The following is a 14,531-nucleotide window of genomic DNA, read 5'->3' on the forward strand; positions in this document are numbered from 1 at the left end:
TTACTGCGCCTGCACGCGCAGCTCTGCTGCGCTACGACTACGGTGACCCAACAGGGCTTTAACATCGCTGGACTTCGGCTTAACCAGCGCGAATTTCGCAGAGAACGCCGGCCAGTTAGCCAGGATCTCTTCGCCGCGCGAAGAACCGGTATGCTGCACGTGTTCGGTAATCAAACCGCGCAGGTGTTCTTCGTGAATGGCCAGCGTGTCAACGTCCAGCACTTCTACCAGTTCAGGGTTCACGCGTTTACGGAACTCACCGTCTTCATCCAGGACGTAGGCAAAACCGCCCGTCATGCCTGCGCCGAAGTTCACGCCGGTTTTACCCAGAACGCAAACAATCCCGCCCGTCATGTATTCACAACCGTTATCGCCAATGCCTTCCACCACGGTGATAGCACCGGAGTTACGCACCGCAAAACGCTCGCCCGCACGACCCGCGGCAAACAGACGACCGCCGGTTGCGCCGTACAGACAGGTGTTACCGATAATGCTGGCTTCATGGCTGCGGAAGGCTGAGCCGACCGGAGGACGTACCGCCAGAAGACCGCCCGCCATGCCTTTGCCGACGTAGTCGTTGGCATCGCCGGTCAGGTACAGCTCAACGCCGCCTGCGTTCCACACGCCGAAGCTCTGACCCGCAGTACCGCTGAAGTGCGCGGTAATCGGATCGGCCGCCAGCCCCTGGTCACCGTGCGTCTGCGCGATGTAGCCGGAGAGGGAGGCACCCACGGAACGGTCGGTGTTGCGGATATCAAACCAGAACGTTTTGCTCTGCTTGTCGTCCACATACGGTTTCGCCTGCTGCAGCAGCTGCGCGTTCAGCACGCCGTTGTCGAACGGCGGGTTGTTCTCGGTGCAGTAGACCGCTTTGCCAGGATGCGGCTGCGCGGTTTCCAGCAGCTTGCTCAGCTCCAGCTTCTGCTGCTTGGCCGTGAAGCCTTCCAGCTCTTTCAGCAGGTCGGTACGGCCAATCAGGTCTACCAGGTGCTTCACGCCCAGCTGCGCCATCAGCTCGCGGGTTTCACGAGCGATGAAGTTAAAGTAGTTGGTCACTTTGAACGGCAGACCGTGATAGTGATTCTTACGCAGCTTCTCGTCCTGGGTCGCAACACCGGTTGCGCAGTTGTTCAGGTGGCAAATACGCAGGTATTTACAGCCGAGCGCAACCATTGGGCCGGTACCGAAGCCAAAGCTTTCCGCACCCAGAATCGCCGCCTTGATGATGTCGAGGCCGGTTTTCAGGCCACCGTCCACCTGCAGACGGATCTTGTGACGCAGACCGTTAGCGACCAGTGCCTGCTGGGTTTCCACCAGGCCAAGTTCCCACGGGCAGCCCGCATATTTCACGGAGGAGAGCGGGCTTGCGCCGGTACCGCCGTCATAACCGGCGATGGTGATAAGGTCCGCATAGGCCTTCGCCACGCCAGTGGCAATGGTGCCGACGCCCGGTTCGGAAACCAGCTTCACGGAGATCATCGCTTTCGGGTTGACCTGCTTCAGGTCGAAAATCAGCTGCGCCAGGTCCTCGATAGAGTAGATATCGTGGTGCGGCGGCGGGGAGATCAGCGTCACGCCCGGTACCGAGTAGCGCAGTTTGGCGATGTCCGGGGTAACTTTATCACCCGGCAGCTGACCGCCTTCGCCCGGTTTCGCACCCTGAGCGACTTTAATCTGAATCACGTCGGCGTTGACCAGGTACGCTGGCGTCACGCCAAAGCGGCCGGATGCCACCTGCTTGATACGGGACACCTTGTTGGTGCCGTAACGGGCAGGATCTTCACCGCCTTCGCCGGAGTTAGAGTTGCCACCGATGCTGTTCATGGCTTCCGCCAGCGCCTCGTGGGCTTCCGGGCTCAGCGCGCCGATGGACATCGCCGCGGTATCGAAGCGTTTGAACAGTTCGGATGCCGGTTCGACTTCGTCAATGCTGACCGCTTCATCACCCGGATTCAGGGCAATGAGGTCGCGCAGCGTCGCCGCCGGACGGTTGTTCACCAGTTCAGCGTACTGCTGATAATCACTGTATTCGCCGCTCTGAACCGCCTGCTGCAGCGTGCGCACCACGTCAGGGTTGTAGGCATGATACTCGCCGCCGTGAACGTATTTCAGCAGACCGCCCTGATCCAGCGGCTTACGTGCCAGCCAGGCGCGCTTGGACAGGTTCACCAGATCCTGCTGGAAGTCAGCAAAACCGGCGCCGCCGATGCGGCTGACCACGCCCTGGAAGCAAAGGTTGGCGACCTCATCGTGCAGGCCGACCGCTTCAAACAGCTTCGAGCAGCGGTAGGAGGCAATGGTCGAGATGCCCATTTTGGACATGATCTTGTACAGACCTTTGTTGATGCCGTTACGGTAGTTCAGCATCACCGCGCGGTAATCTTTGTCGATCGCGCGGGTATCCACCAGACGGGCCAGCGTTTCATAGGCCAGGTACGGGTAGATCGCCGTCGCGCCAAAGCCTAACAGCACGGCAAAGTGGTGCGGGTCGCGCGCGCTGGCGGTTTCAACAATGATGTTGGCGTCGCAGCGCAGGCTCTTATCCACCAGACGCGTCTGGATAGCGCCCACCGCCATTGGTGCAGGCACCGGCAGACGGTTTTTCGCGATGTTGCGGTCGGACAATACCAGCAGCACGGTACCGTTACGCACCATCTGTTCGGCTTTGTCGCACAGCGCATTCACCGTCTCTTCGAGGCTCGCGTCGTTCACGTCGAAGGTAATATCGAGCGTGTCGGCGCGATAGTGCTCCTCTTTCATGGTGGTGAGCTGTTTGAAATCGGAGTACAGCAGGATCGGCGATTTAAAGGTCAGACGGTGCGCCTGGCCTTCGGCCTCGCAGAAGACGTTCATCTCGCGACCGATGCTGGTGGCCAGCGACATCACGTGGGCTTCACGCAGCGGATCGATTGGCGGGTTGGTGACCTGCGCAAACTGCTGGCGGAAGTAGTCGTAAATGATGCGCGGCTGGCTGGAGAGCACGGCAAACGGGGTATCGTCACCCATCGAGCCGACCGCTTCCTGGCCGTTTTCACCGAGCACGCGGATGACGGAGTCCAGCTCTTCCGCGCTGTAGTTAAACTGCTTCTGGTAGCTCGCGAGGGTGTCATCGTCCAGCTCGCGGCTGCCCACTTCTTCATCCGACAGATCTTCAAACGGCACCAGACGACGCACGTTTTTCTCCATCCACTCTTTGTAGGGGTGGCGGCTCTTCAGATCGTTGTCGGTTTCGGCGGAGTGCAGGATGCGTCCACTGCGGGTGTCGATCACCATCAGCTCGCCCGGACCGACGCGGCCTTTCTCGACCACTTCGTCAGGCTGGTAATCCCAGATGCCGACTTCAGAGGCGCAGGTGATGAGCTTATCTTTGGTGATGACGTAGCGCGCCGGACGCAGACCGTTACGGTCCAGGTTACAGGCAGCGAAACGACCGTCGGACATGACGATGCCCGCCGGGCCGTCCCACGGCTCCATGTGCATGGAGTTAAAGTCGAAGAACGCGCGCAGCTCAGGGTCCATATCCGGGTTGTTCTGCCAGGCCGGCGGCACGAGCAGACGCATGGCGCGCACGATATCCATCCCGCCCGCCAGCAGCAGTTCCAGCATGTTATCCATCGAGCTGGAGTCCGAGCCGGTTTCGTTCACGAACGGCGCGGCATCATGCAGGTCAGGGATCAATGGCGTCTGGAACTTGTAAGTACGGGCGCGGGCCCACTGGCGGTTACCGGTAATAGTGTTGATCTCGCCGTTGTGCGCCAGGTAGCGGAACGGCTGCGCCAGCGGCCAGCGTGGAACGGTGTTGGTGGAGAAGCGCTGGTGGAACAGGCAAATGGCCGATTCCAGACGCAGGTCCGCCAGGTCCAGGTAGAAGCGCGGCAGGTCAGCCGGCATACACAGACCTTTATAGATGTTCACCAGGTTAGAGAGGCTACAGACGTAGAACTCTTTATCGTCCTGGAGACGTTTTTCAATGCGGCGGCGGGCAATAAACAGACGGCGTTCCATATCACGCGGACGCCAGCCCGCAGGCGCATTGACGAAAATCTGTTCAATACGAGGCAGCGAGGAGAGGGCGATTTCACCGAGCACCCCTTCGTTGGTTGGCACATCGCGCCAGCCGACAATCGACAGGGTTTCACGCTGAAGTTCTTCTTCGACGATGCGGCGTGACGCGGCAGCTTTTTCAGGATCCTGATTCAGGAACAGCATGCCGACAGCGTAGTTTTTGGCTAAACGCCAGCCGCGCTCTTCCGCCACGATGCGGAAGAAACGATCCGGTTTTTGCAGCAGCAGGCCGCAACCGTCGCCAGTTTTACCATCGGCAAGAATGGCGCCACGGTGCTGCATACGGGCCAGTGCGTGAATAGCGGTACGCACCACCTTGTGGCTAGGTTCGCCTTCTATGTGGGCGATCAGGCCGAAACCACAGTTATCCTTCTCAAGGGATTTATCGTACAACATATCAGTGAACCTCCCCAGGCTCGTCGGGCTTCCCACTGAACTTTACCGTGGCGCACAGGCACAGAAAGAGCATGGCGACGGGGTTTGCGTTTCATACGCGGACCTCGCATTCGCCCTCTTTTTCATCCTTTCGCGCAGGTAAACAAGTTTGAGGACTTGCTTCAGAGGGAATCTCAATTACTGCATAAATATGATGAGCAGGCCGCTCATCCAGAAAGCTTCCAGCGGATTTCCAACTTATCGGGAATTGGTACACAGGTCAAATGGCAATCTTATTTATACAAAAATGTGCTAAAGAGAGTTTATCTGTTTGTATTTTAAGGTTATTTAACTAATTTTACATTGAATGAATGCCCTGAAAGAGCGCAGCGGAGTGTGATCTGACTCACTATATGAAAGCGGTATTATCCATGTAGCGTGCTGAATAGCGGTTTTATAGCAGAACAATAATCTGGCATTGGCCGCAAACCCGCATAAACACACTGTTTTTCAGTGATGGCGCTATAAATGAAAAAAACAATCAGAACATAAGGAAAAGTAATCACATGCGGCGTGAATGAAATTGCAGTAATCCTGATTATTTATTCATATAGATAAAGGCCGTCCAGGGCGATTGATCCAGGTCATCGCCGACAGAGGCTAAAAATGGCAGGCTTGTCCCCTTTCTCCGGGACGGTCTATCAGATTATGCAGTTACAGAAATTAGTCAATATGTTTGGTGGGGATCTTTTGCAGCGCTACGGGCAAAAGGTTCATAAGCTGACGCTGCACGGCGGGTTTAGCTGCCCGAATCGCGACGGCACCATCGGGCGCGGAGGCTGCACCTTCTGTAACGTTGCGTCGTTTGCCGATGAAGCACAGCAACATAACTCTATCGCTGAACAGCTTGCTCATCAGGCCAGCCTGGTGAACCGTGCGAAGCAGTATCTGGCCTATTTTCAGGCTTACACCAGCACGTGGGCGGAGGTGCAGGTATTGCGATCGATGTATCAGCAGGCCGTCAGCCAGGCCAACATCGTTGGGCTGTGCGTGGGAACCCGCCCGGACTGCGTACCGGACGCGGTGCTGGACCTGCTCAGCGAGTACAAAGAACAAGGCTACGAGATCTGGCTGGAGCTGGGCTTGCAAACCGCACATGACAAAACGCTGCACCGTATCAACCGTGGCCATGATTTCGCCTGCTACCAGCGCACCACGCGGCTTGCACGCGAGCGCGGGCTGAAGGTCTGTTCACATCTGATTGTCGGTCTGCCCGGCGAAAGTCAACAGCATGCCCTTGAAACGCTGGAAAAAGTCGTTGAAACCGGCGTGGACGGCATCAAGCTTCATCCGCTGCATATCGTGAAGGGCAGCATTATGGCGAAAGCCTGGGAGGCCGGGCGGTTAAGCGGTATCGAGCTTGAGGACTATACGGTGACGGCGGGGGAGATGATTCGCCACACGCCACCGGAGATTGTCTACCACCGCATCTCGGCCAGCGCCCGCCGACCAACGCTTCTGGCACCGCTGTGGTGTGAGAACCGCTGGACGGGGATGGTGGAAATTGACCGCTACCTGCAGGAGAACGGCGTACAGGGTTCGGCGCTGGGCCGCCCGTGGGTTCCGCGTCTAGCGGCGACGGCCGCCTAACAAACTCCCCAGCATGCCGCGCACGATCTGATTGGTGACCTGTCGCGCGGCGCTTTTCGCCATGGTCTGCACTACGCCGTCGCGTTTGCCGCTGCGCGGCCCGGTGCTGCCGAACAGGATGTCTTTGAGTCCACCAAGAATGCCGTCATCCACGGCGACAGACTGCCCTTTAGCGGCAGGCGCATCCTGCGATTCCGTTGTCGCCTGGACTCCTTTTTGCAGCATCTCGAAAGCAGATTCGCGATCCACCTCGTCTTCGTACTTCCCGTAAACCGGTGAGTGGTTAATCAGGCCGTTGCGTTCATCGTCGGTCACCGGCCCCATGCGCGAGCAAGGCGCAATGACCATGGCGCGTTCCACTACGGACGGGCTGCCCTTCGCATCCAGGAACGAGATCAGCGCTTCACCGGTGCCCAGCGCCTGAATGGCGGCTTCGGTATCAAAGGCCGGATTGGCGCGCATGGTTTGCGCGGCGGCTTTTACCGCTTTTTGATCTTTCGGCGTGAAGGCGCGCAGGGCGTGCTGTACGCGGTTGCCGAGCTGGCCCAGCACGTTGTCGGGGATATCCGACGGGTTTTGCGAGACAAACCAGACGCCGACGCCTTTGGAACGGATCAGGCGGATAACCTGCTCGATCTTGTCCAGCAGCACCTGCGGTGCATCGTTGAACAGCAGGTGCGCTTCATCAAAGAAGAACACCAGCTTCGGCTTCTCAAGGTCGCCCGCCTCTGGCAGCTGTTCGTAAAGTTCAGAGAGCATCCACAGCAGGCTGGCGGCGTAGAGTTTCGGCATCTGGTAGAGCTTTTCGGAGCTCAGGATGTTAATAATCCCTTTTCCGCTGCTGTCGGTGCGCATCCAGTCTTTGATATCCAGCATTGGCTCGCCGAAGAAGTGCTCGGCACCCTGTTGCTCCAGCGTCAGTAGGCCACGCTGAATTGCGCCCACCGAGGCGCTGCTGATGTTGCCGTACTGGTTCTGGAAGGATTTGGCGTTATCGCCGATGTACTGCGTAATGGCGCGCAGATCTTTGAAATCAAGCAGCAGCAACCCCTGGTCATCGGCAATACGGAAGATGATATTCAATACGCCGGACTGCACGTCGTTGAGGTTAAGCAAACGGGCCAGCAGCAAGGGACCGAGATCGGAGACGGTGGCGCGCACCGGGTGGCCTTTTTCACCGAAGATGTCCCATACCACCACCGGGTTACCGTGCGGCGTCCAGTCCGTGATGCCGATATTCTTCAACCGTTCGAGCAGTTTTTCAGAGGCGGTCCCTTCCTGAGCCACACCGGTTAAATCGCCTTTTACGTCAGCCATAAAGACCGGTACGCCAATCTCTGAAAGCGACTCCGCCAGCTTTTGCAGGGTGACGGTTTTCCCCGTCCCGGTCGCGCCGGTGATCAGACCGTGGCGGTTCGCCATCGCGGGCAGTAAATAGAGCTCTTTTTCCAGCGTCCGGGCAATTAACAATGGTGTACTCATGATGCGCTTCCTCTCGTAGTCCTGGGTGGAGTATAGGCAACCTGACGGTAAAACGGCTGAGTAAATTGCTGACTTTGCGGCGCATTATCCAGCGCGGACTATGCTTTTGCATACGGTTCACAAAATAGTGGGAAACTATGTCCAGATTCTTCTTTAACGATCGCAAACAGCTGGTCAACGATGCCATTGAAGGCATACTGCTTTCCGCGCCACATGCCAATCTCGTCAAGCTTGATATCGATCCGGCCATCAGGATCGTCGCGCGCGGCGACTGGGATAAAAGCCGCGTGGCGGTAATTTCCGGCGGCGGCTCAGGCCATGAACCCGCACACGCCGGGTTTGTTGGCAAAGGGATGCTGACGGCGGCAGTGTGCGGCGATCTGTTTGCCTCGCCGAGCGTGGATGCGGTACTGAATGCCATCGTCGCGGTCACGGGCGATCGCGGCTGTCTGCTGATCGTCAAAAACTACACCGGCGACCGCCTGAACTTCGGCCTGGCCGCTGAAAAGGCCAAACGCTACGGCCTGAAGGTGGAGATGGTGATTGTGGCGGACGATATCGCGCTGCCGGATAACAAGCAGCCGCGCGGTATTGCCGGCACGGCGCTGGTGCACAAGATTGCGGGCTATGCGGCGGAACAGGGGAAATCGCTGAGCGAGGTGCGGGATATTGCGCAACAGGCCTGCGATAACCTCTGGAGCCTGGGCGTAGCGATGCAAACGTGCAACCTGCCGGGCAGCGACGATGAAGAGGGGCGCATTAAGCAAGGCCATGTCGAGCTGGGCCTGGGCATTCACGGCGAGCCCGGGGCTTCCGTGGTGGATACGCAAAACAGCAAAGCCATTATCGACACCCTGGTGACGCCGTTACGCGCGCAGGCGGGGGAGGGGCGTTTTGCGGTGCTGATTAACAATCTTGGCGGCGTATCGGCGCTGGAGATGGCGCTGCTGACCAAAGAGCTGGCGCACTCGGCGCTGAAAGAGAATATCGCGTACCTGATTGGCCCTGCGCCACTGGTCAGCGCGCTGGATATGAAAGGCTTTTCTCTGACGCTGCTGAAGCTCAACGATTTCTTTGAAAAAGCGATTCACGCCGACGTCGAGACGCTGGGATGGCAGAAGCCCGTCGCGTTTGCGCCACTGCGCACCGTGGCGCATAGCGCCATTCATGACCGTGTGGAGTACACTCCGTCTGACAATCCACAGGTTCGTGCGTTTGTCTCCTCCGTGTCGACAACGCTGATCCAGCTGGAAAACCGCCTGAACGCGCTGGATGCTAAAGTGGGGGATGGCGATACCGGCTCTACCTTTGCGCAAGGGGCGCGGGATATTGCGCAGCGCCTGGAGGAGAACGCGCTCCCGCTTAATGACGTGCCTAAGCTGCTGCTGCTGGTTGGCGAGCGGCTGGCTACGGTAATGGGCGGGTCGAGCGGCGTGCTGATGTCGATCTTCTTTACCGCGGCCGGGCAAAAGCTTCACGATGGTCAGACGCTCCCGGAGGCCTTGCTCAGTGGACTTGCGCAGATGAAGCAGTACGGCGGAGCGGATCTTGGCGATCGCACGCTGATCGATGCGCTGCAACCAGCGCTGGAGGCGTTACAGAAAGGCAATATTCAGGCGGCAGCGCAGGCCGCGCAGCAGGGCGCAGAAGCAACGGCAAAAATGGCGAAAGCCGGCGCGGGACGCTCGTCGTATGTCAATAAAGAGAACCTGGATGGGGTGATGGATCCGGGAGCGGTCGCGGTAGCGGAAGTATTTAACGTATTGGCGCAGCAGTGAAAGTAGGCCGGGTAAGGCGAAGCCGCCACCCGGCAAACTCACATCAGAAATCTGCTTTCAGCACCACGCGGTAGCGGGCTTTGCCGTCGCGCACGTGCTGGATCGCTTCGTTGATTTTTGACATCGGATACAGTTCGGTGGTCGGCACCACTTTGGTGCGTCCGGCGAATTTCATCAGTTTGCGCAGCTCGTACGGCGTACCGGTTGCAGAACCGGAGATGCTGCGATCCCCACCGATCAGGGTAAACGCCGGAACCGGCAGCGGCTTCATCACCGCACCCACGGTGTGGAAGTTACCGCCGTAGGCCAGCGCTTCAAAGTACGGCTGCCAGTCGAGATCGACGTTCACGGTGTTGATGATCAGGTCAAACTGGCCCGCCAGCGCGTTCAGCGCTTGCGGATCGCGGCTGTTCACCACTTTATCCGCCCCCATCGCCAGCACTTCTTTCTCTTTCGCCGGGTTCGAGCTGAACGCCGTGACTTCACAGCCCATCGCGTGCAGCAGCTTAATGGCAATATGCCCCAGTCCGCCGATACCGATGACGCCGACGCGGCTGGTAGCGGTGATATGGTGCATCAGCAGCGGCTTGAAGACGGTGATGCCGCCACACAGCAGCGGACCGGCGGATTCGATATCAATGCTGTCCGGCAGCGGGATGACCCATTGCCAGTCGGCGCGCAGTTTATCGGCAAAACCACCTTTGTTGAGAATGGTGGGAACGGCGCCTTCGAGGCAGTTGATTTGATTGCCGCTGATACAGGCATCGCAGTGACCGCAGCTGCGTGCCGTCCAGCCAATGCCCACGCGCTGTCCCACTTTGAGCCCTTTGTCCTGCGCGGCGCTACCGAGCGCCACGACGCGGCCAATAACTTCGTGCCCGGCAACCAGCGGATAGCTGGAGAAGCCCCATTCGTTGTCGATCATCGAGAGATCCGAGTGGCAGATCCCGCAGTAATCAACCTGTACTTCGACGTCTTCTGCTTTTAGTTCGCCCGCATCGTACTCGTACAGCTCAAGTTCTGCACCCGCCTGCGGTGCGGCGTAGCTTTTTATCTTCGACATCGTGTTTCCCCCGTTGTGGTGTGAACTGAGAGTGTAGAGCATTCAGTTTACAGCCGCTTAACAGAAGAGGGCAGGAACGAAAGTTACAGACTTTTCAGCATTCTGACTTCGCAATCAACGTGGCCGGTACAGCCCAGCGGCGCATCGATATGCTCAAAGCCCAGATGTTCATACAGGCCGATGGCCTCTTTGAGGAAGGCGGTCGTTTCAAGGTAGCAGCGGGTAAAACCCTGCTTGCGCGCGTGGTCCAGCGCCATCAGCGCCAGCTTTTTTGCCAGTCCTTGTCCGCGTGCCGTTGGCAGGAAATACATTTTCTGCAGTTCGCAGATATCCGGCTCGCTGCAGCTGAGGGGCGCCACGCCGCCGCCGCCCACGACCTGGCCGTTCTGCTCGATGACCCAGTAGGCATGACCAGGCTGGCTGTAGAGCTGGAAAAGCGCGTCCAGATTCGGGTCGGCAACCGTGTAGCCCTTGTCAGCCGTCAGTCCATATTCGGCAGAAACGGTGCGAATAACGGCGGCGATAGCCGGGTTATCCTGCTCAGCGATCCGGCGCATCGTCGTCGCGACGGGGGTAATCACGCTCATAGCATTACTCATTACAAAAATTGACACATAACTGCTGTTAATAGCACCGCAGAAAGGGGAGTGCAAGCGAGGAGTTTTCAGGAAGGTTACCCCTTACGCCCTGAAGCGTAAGGGGTAAAAGCATTACAGGGCAGCGATAACCGCCTGCTGCTCAATCAGCTTGGTCTTCGCATCGGCGAAGGCAACCAGACGCTCACGCTCTTTCGCGATGACCGCTTCCGGCGCGCGGGCAACAAAGCCTTCGTTCGCCAGTTTGCTTTCGATTTTGCCAATTTCCACGTCGACTTTCGCCACTTCTTTCGCCAGACGAGCCAGCTCAGCGTCTTTGTCGATCAGACCTGCCATCGGGATCAGCAGCTCGGCACCGTCGATGATTTTGGTCACGGAAACCGGACCTTTGTCATCAGCAGGCAGCACGGTGATGCTTTCCAGACGCGCCATGGTTTTCAGGAAGGTGTTGTTCTCGGTGACGCGACGAACGGCCGCTTCGCTACAGCCGCGCAGCAGCAGCTCCAGCGGTTTGCCCGGCGCGATGTTCATTTCAGCACGAATGTTACGTACCGCCACGATCGCCTGCTTCAGCCACTCGGTATCCGCAGACGCCGCTTCATCAACCTTAGCTGCATCGAATGCCGGGAACGGCTGCAGCATGATGGTGTCGGCGTTGATGCCTGCAATCACCTTCACGCGCTGCCAGATGGTCTCGGTGATGAATGGAATAACCGGATGCGCCAGGCGCAGCAGGCCTTCCAGAACGGTAATCAGCGTGTTGCGCGTGCCGCGCAGTTCCGCCTCAGTGCCGCCGTTCATGACCGGCTTCGCCAGCTCCAGATACCAGTCACAGAACTGGTTCCAGGTGAATTCATACAGAATGCCCGCCGCGATATCGAAGCGGTAGCTGTCCAGCGCCTCGCGGAACGCTTTCACGGTCTGGTTGAATTCCGCCAGGATCCAGCGGTCGGCCAGGGAGAGGGTCATCTCGCCGCCGTTGAAGCCGCAATCCTGATCTTCGGTGTTCATCAGCACAAAGCGGCTGGCGTTCCAAAGCTTGTTACAGAAGTTACGGTAACCTTCCAGACGCTTCATGTCCCAGTTGATGTCACGGCCGGTCGAGGCCAGCGCTGCCAGGGTGAAGCGCAGGGCGTCGGTACCGTGAGCCTCAATCCCGTTCGGGAACTGTTTCTCGGTGCGCTTGCGGATTTTCTCCGCCAGCTGAGGCTGCATCATGTTGCCGGTGCGTTTTTCCAGCAGCTCTTCCAGAGAAATACCGTCAACCATATCCAGCGGGTCAATGACGTTACCCTTGGATTTGGACATCTTCTGGCCTTCGTCGTCGCGGATCAGACCGGTCATGTAGACGGTATGGAATGGAACCTGCGGCTTGCCGTCTTCATCTTTGATGAAGTGCATGGTCATCATGATCATGCGGGCGATCCAGAAGAAGATAATGTCGAAGCCGGACACCATCACGCTGGTTGGGTGGAACTGACGCAGCGCGTCGGTGTTTTCTGGCCAGCCGAGGGTGGAGAAGGTCCACAGCGCGGAGGAGAACCAGGTATCCAGCACGTCTTCGTCCTGACGCAGGGCAACGTCAGCGCTCAGGTTGTTTTCCTGGCGCACTTCATCTTCGCTGCGGCCAACGTACACATTGCCTTCGTTGTCGTACCATGCCGGGATACGGTGACCCCACCACAGCTGACGGGAGATACACCAGTCCTGAATATCGCGCATCCAGGAGAAGTACATGTTTTCGTACTGCTTCGGCACGAACTGAATGCTGCCGTTTTCAACCGCTTCCACAGCCGGTTTCGCCAGCACGTCGGCACGCACGTACCACTGGTCGGTCAGCATTGGCTCGATAACCACGCCGCCACGGTCGCCGTACGGCACGGTCAGGTCGTGAGGTTTGATCTCTTCCAGCAGGCCCAGTGCGTCAACGGCAGCCACAATCGCTTTACGCGCGGCAAAGCGTTCCAGCTTCTGGAACTCGGCCGGGATGTCGCTGGAATAAACGTCGGATTCGTTGCCTTTGGTGTCGTACACTTCTGCGCTTTCGCGGATATCGCCGTCGAAGGTCAGAATGTTGATCATCGGCAGGGCGTGACGACGACCCACTTCATAGTCGTTGAAGTCGTGCGCCGGGGTGATTTTCACGCAGCCGGTGCCTTTTTCCATGTCGGCGTGTTCGTCGCCCACAATCGGAATACGGCGGTTTACCAGCGGCAGCACCACGAATTTGCCAATCAGATCTTTATAACGCGGATCTTCCGGGTTAACGGCCACGCCGGTATCGCCCAGCAGGGTTTCCGGACGGGTGGTCGCGACCACCAGGTAATCTTTACCGTCAGCGGTTTTTGCGCCGTCGGCCAGCGGATAGCGGATGTGCCACATGGAGCCCTTGGACTCGCGGTTTTCCACTTCCAGATCGGAAATCGCGGTGCGCAGTTTTGGATCCCAGTTAACCAGGCGCTTGCCGCGGTAAATCAGGTCTTCTTTGTACAGGCGGACGAAGACTTCTTTCACGGCGTTGGAAAGGCCTTCATCCATGGTGAAGCGCTCGCGCTCCCAGTCCACGGAGTTGCCGAGACGGCGCATCTGACGGGTAATGGTGCCGCCAGATTCCGCTTTCCACTGCCAGATTTTGTCGATGAACGCGTCGCGACCGTAGTCGTGGCGGGTTTTCCCTTCTTCAGCGGCAATTTTACGCTCAACCACCATCTGGGTCGCGATACCCGCGTGGTCAGTCCCCGCCTGCCACAGGGTGTTTTTGCCCTGCATGCGCTGGTAGCGGATCATGGTGTCCATGATGGTCTGCTGGAAAGCATGACCCATATGCAAACTGCCGGTGACGTTCGGCGGCGGGATCATGATGCAGAAGGACTCTTTGCTTTCGTCGCCGTTAGGCTTGAAATAGCCCTGCTGTTCCCAGTGCTCGTAAAGCGGCTGTTCGATATCGCGTGGGTTATATGTCTTTTCCATTATTTCCAGGTTGCCGTATTCAGGTTAAAACCAGCCAGGCGGTACGCTTTATAGCGTTCGCGCGCCAGTTGTTTCAAGGATTCTTCGTAAGGGACAAAGTCTACCACTTCTGTGAAAGCGGTGGCAAAATCTGCAAAATCTATCCGCAGGCTAATCAGAATGTCGCGCGCGCTGCTGTTGCGCTTTTGCGGCCAGGCAATTTCCACCGGCGCCCCGCCGCGTGGCCCTTCGCCTGACAGGTTATGCGGAACAAAGCTCTCCGGCGGGCGGGCCCACAGCGCTTCATCGAGACGAATCGCCTGCTGCTCATCTTCACAGGCTATCAACACGCGTTTGCCTGCGCGCCAACGTTCTGCGGCAATTTCACACACCAGCTGTTCGACGGCGCTGAGTCCATCCTGATGGGTGTCGTTGTCCAGAAGGTAGAACGTTGCATTCTTCATATATGGGGCTTCTTGTCGTGGATTTAAATGCAAAGCCGGGTGGCGCTTCGCTTACCCGGCCTACGGTTGAGTGGCGTGTAGGCCGGGTAAGGCGAAGCCGCCACCCGGC

8 protein-coding genes are annotated in these 14,531 nt (G+C 58.1%); 2 read left to right on the plus strand and 6 right to left on the minus strand.

Annotated elements, in window-relative coordinates; all coding sequences use genetic code 11:
- Entirely contained in the window at positions 1 to 4,461 is a 4,461-nt protein-coding gene (gene gltB / locus HMPREF3143_RS02880; RefSeq protein WP_070531692.1) for a glutamate synthase large subunit, read from the minus strand.
- Positions 4,462 to 5,148: 687 nt separating this feature from the next.
- Here gltB and HMPREF3143_RS02885 point away from each other — a divergent pair.
- Positions 5,149 to 6,090, plus strand: coding sequence for a tRNA modification radical SAM protein MnmL/YtqA (locus HMPREF3143_RS02885; RefSeq protein WP_115423245.1), 942 nt, complete (start codon positions 5,149 to 5,151; stop codon positions 6,088 to 6,090).
- Here the strand turns inward: HMPREF3143_RS02885 and HMPREF3143_RS02890 are convergent.
- Complete coding sequence (locus HMPREF3143_RS02890; RefSeq protein WP_070531695.1) at positions 6,070 to 7,572, minus strand: helicase HerA-like C-terminal domain-containing protein; 1,503 nt, start codon at positions 7,570 to 7,572, stop codon at positions 6,070 to 6,072. The genes HMPREF3143_RS02885 and HMPREF3143_RS02890 overlap by 21 nt on opposite strands.
- A gap of 137 nt (positions 7,573 to 7,709) precedes the next feature.
- Between HMPREF3143_RS02890 and HMPREF3143_RS02895 the strand changes: the two genes are divergently transcribed.
- Positions 7,710 to 9,350: a dihydroxyacetone kinase subunit DhaK gene (locus tag HMPREF3143_RS02895; protein ID WP_070531698.1), complete on the plus strand. Its 1,641-nt coding sequence runs from the start codon at positions 7,710 to 7,712 to the stop codon at positions 9,348 to 9,350.
- Positions 9,351 to 9,393: 43 nt separating this feature from the next.
- On the opposite strand, the gene HMPREF3143_RS02900 is transcribed toward HMPREF3143_RS02895, so the two are convergent.
- From HMPREF3143_RS02900 to holC, 4 genes are all read right to left on the minus strand, one after another.
- Positions 9,394 to 10,413 (minus strand): NADPH-dependent aldehyde reductase Ahr, encoded by a 1,020-nt coding sequence (locus HMPREF3143_RS02900; RefSeq protein ID WP_070531701.1) that lies wholly within the window; start codon positions 10,411 to 10,413, stop codon positions 9,394 to 9,396.
- 83 nt (positions 10,414 to 10,496) lie between these two features.
- Positions 10,497 to 11,000: a GNAT family N-acetyltransferase gene (locus HMPREF3143_RS02905; RefSeq protein ID WP_008502817.1), complete on the minus strand. Its 504-nt coding sequence runs from the start codon at positions 10,998 to 11,000 to the stop codon at positions 10,497 to 10,499.
- Between the two features lie 123 nt (positions 11,001 to 11,123).
- Positions 11,124 to 13,979 (minus strand): valine--tRNA ligase, encoded by a 2,856-nt coding sequence (locus HMPREF3143_RS02910; protein WP_023294670.1) that lies wholly within the window; start codon positions 13,977 to 13,979, stop codon positions 11,124 to 11,126.
- Positions 13,979 to 14,422, minus strand: a complete 444-nt coding sequence (gene holC, locus HMPREF3143_RS02915; protein ID WP_008502815.1) for a DNA polymerase III subunit chi — start codon at positions 14,420 to 14,422, stop codon at positions 13,979 to 13,981. The genes HMPREF3143_RS02910 and holC overlap by 1 nt, the downstream gene beginning before the upstream one ends.
- Positions 14,423 to 14,531 lie beyond the last annotated feature (109 nt).

Source organism: Enterobacter sp. HMSC16D10 (assembly GCF_001807145.1).
In the GTDB taxonomy this organism is placed as follows: Bacteria; Pseudomonadota; Gammaproteobacteria; order Enterobacterales; family Enterobacteriaceae; genus Enterobacter; species Enterobacter roggenkampii.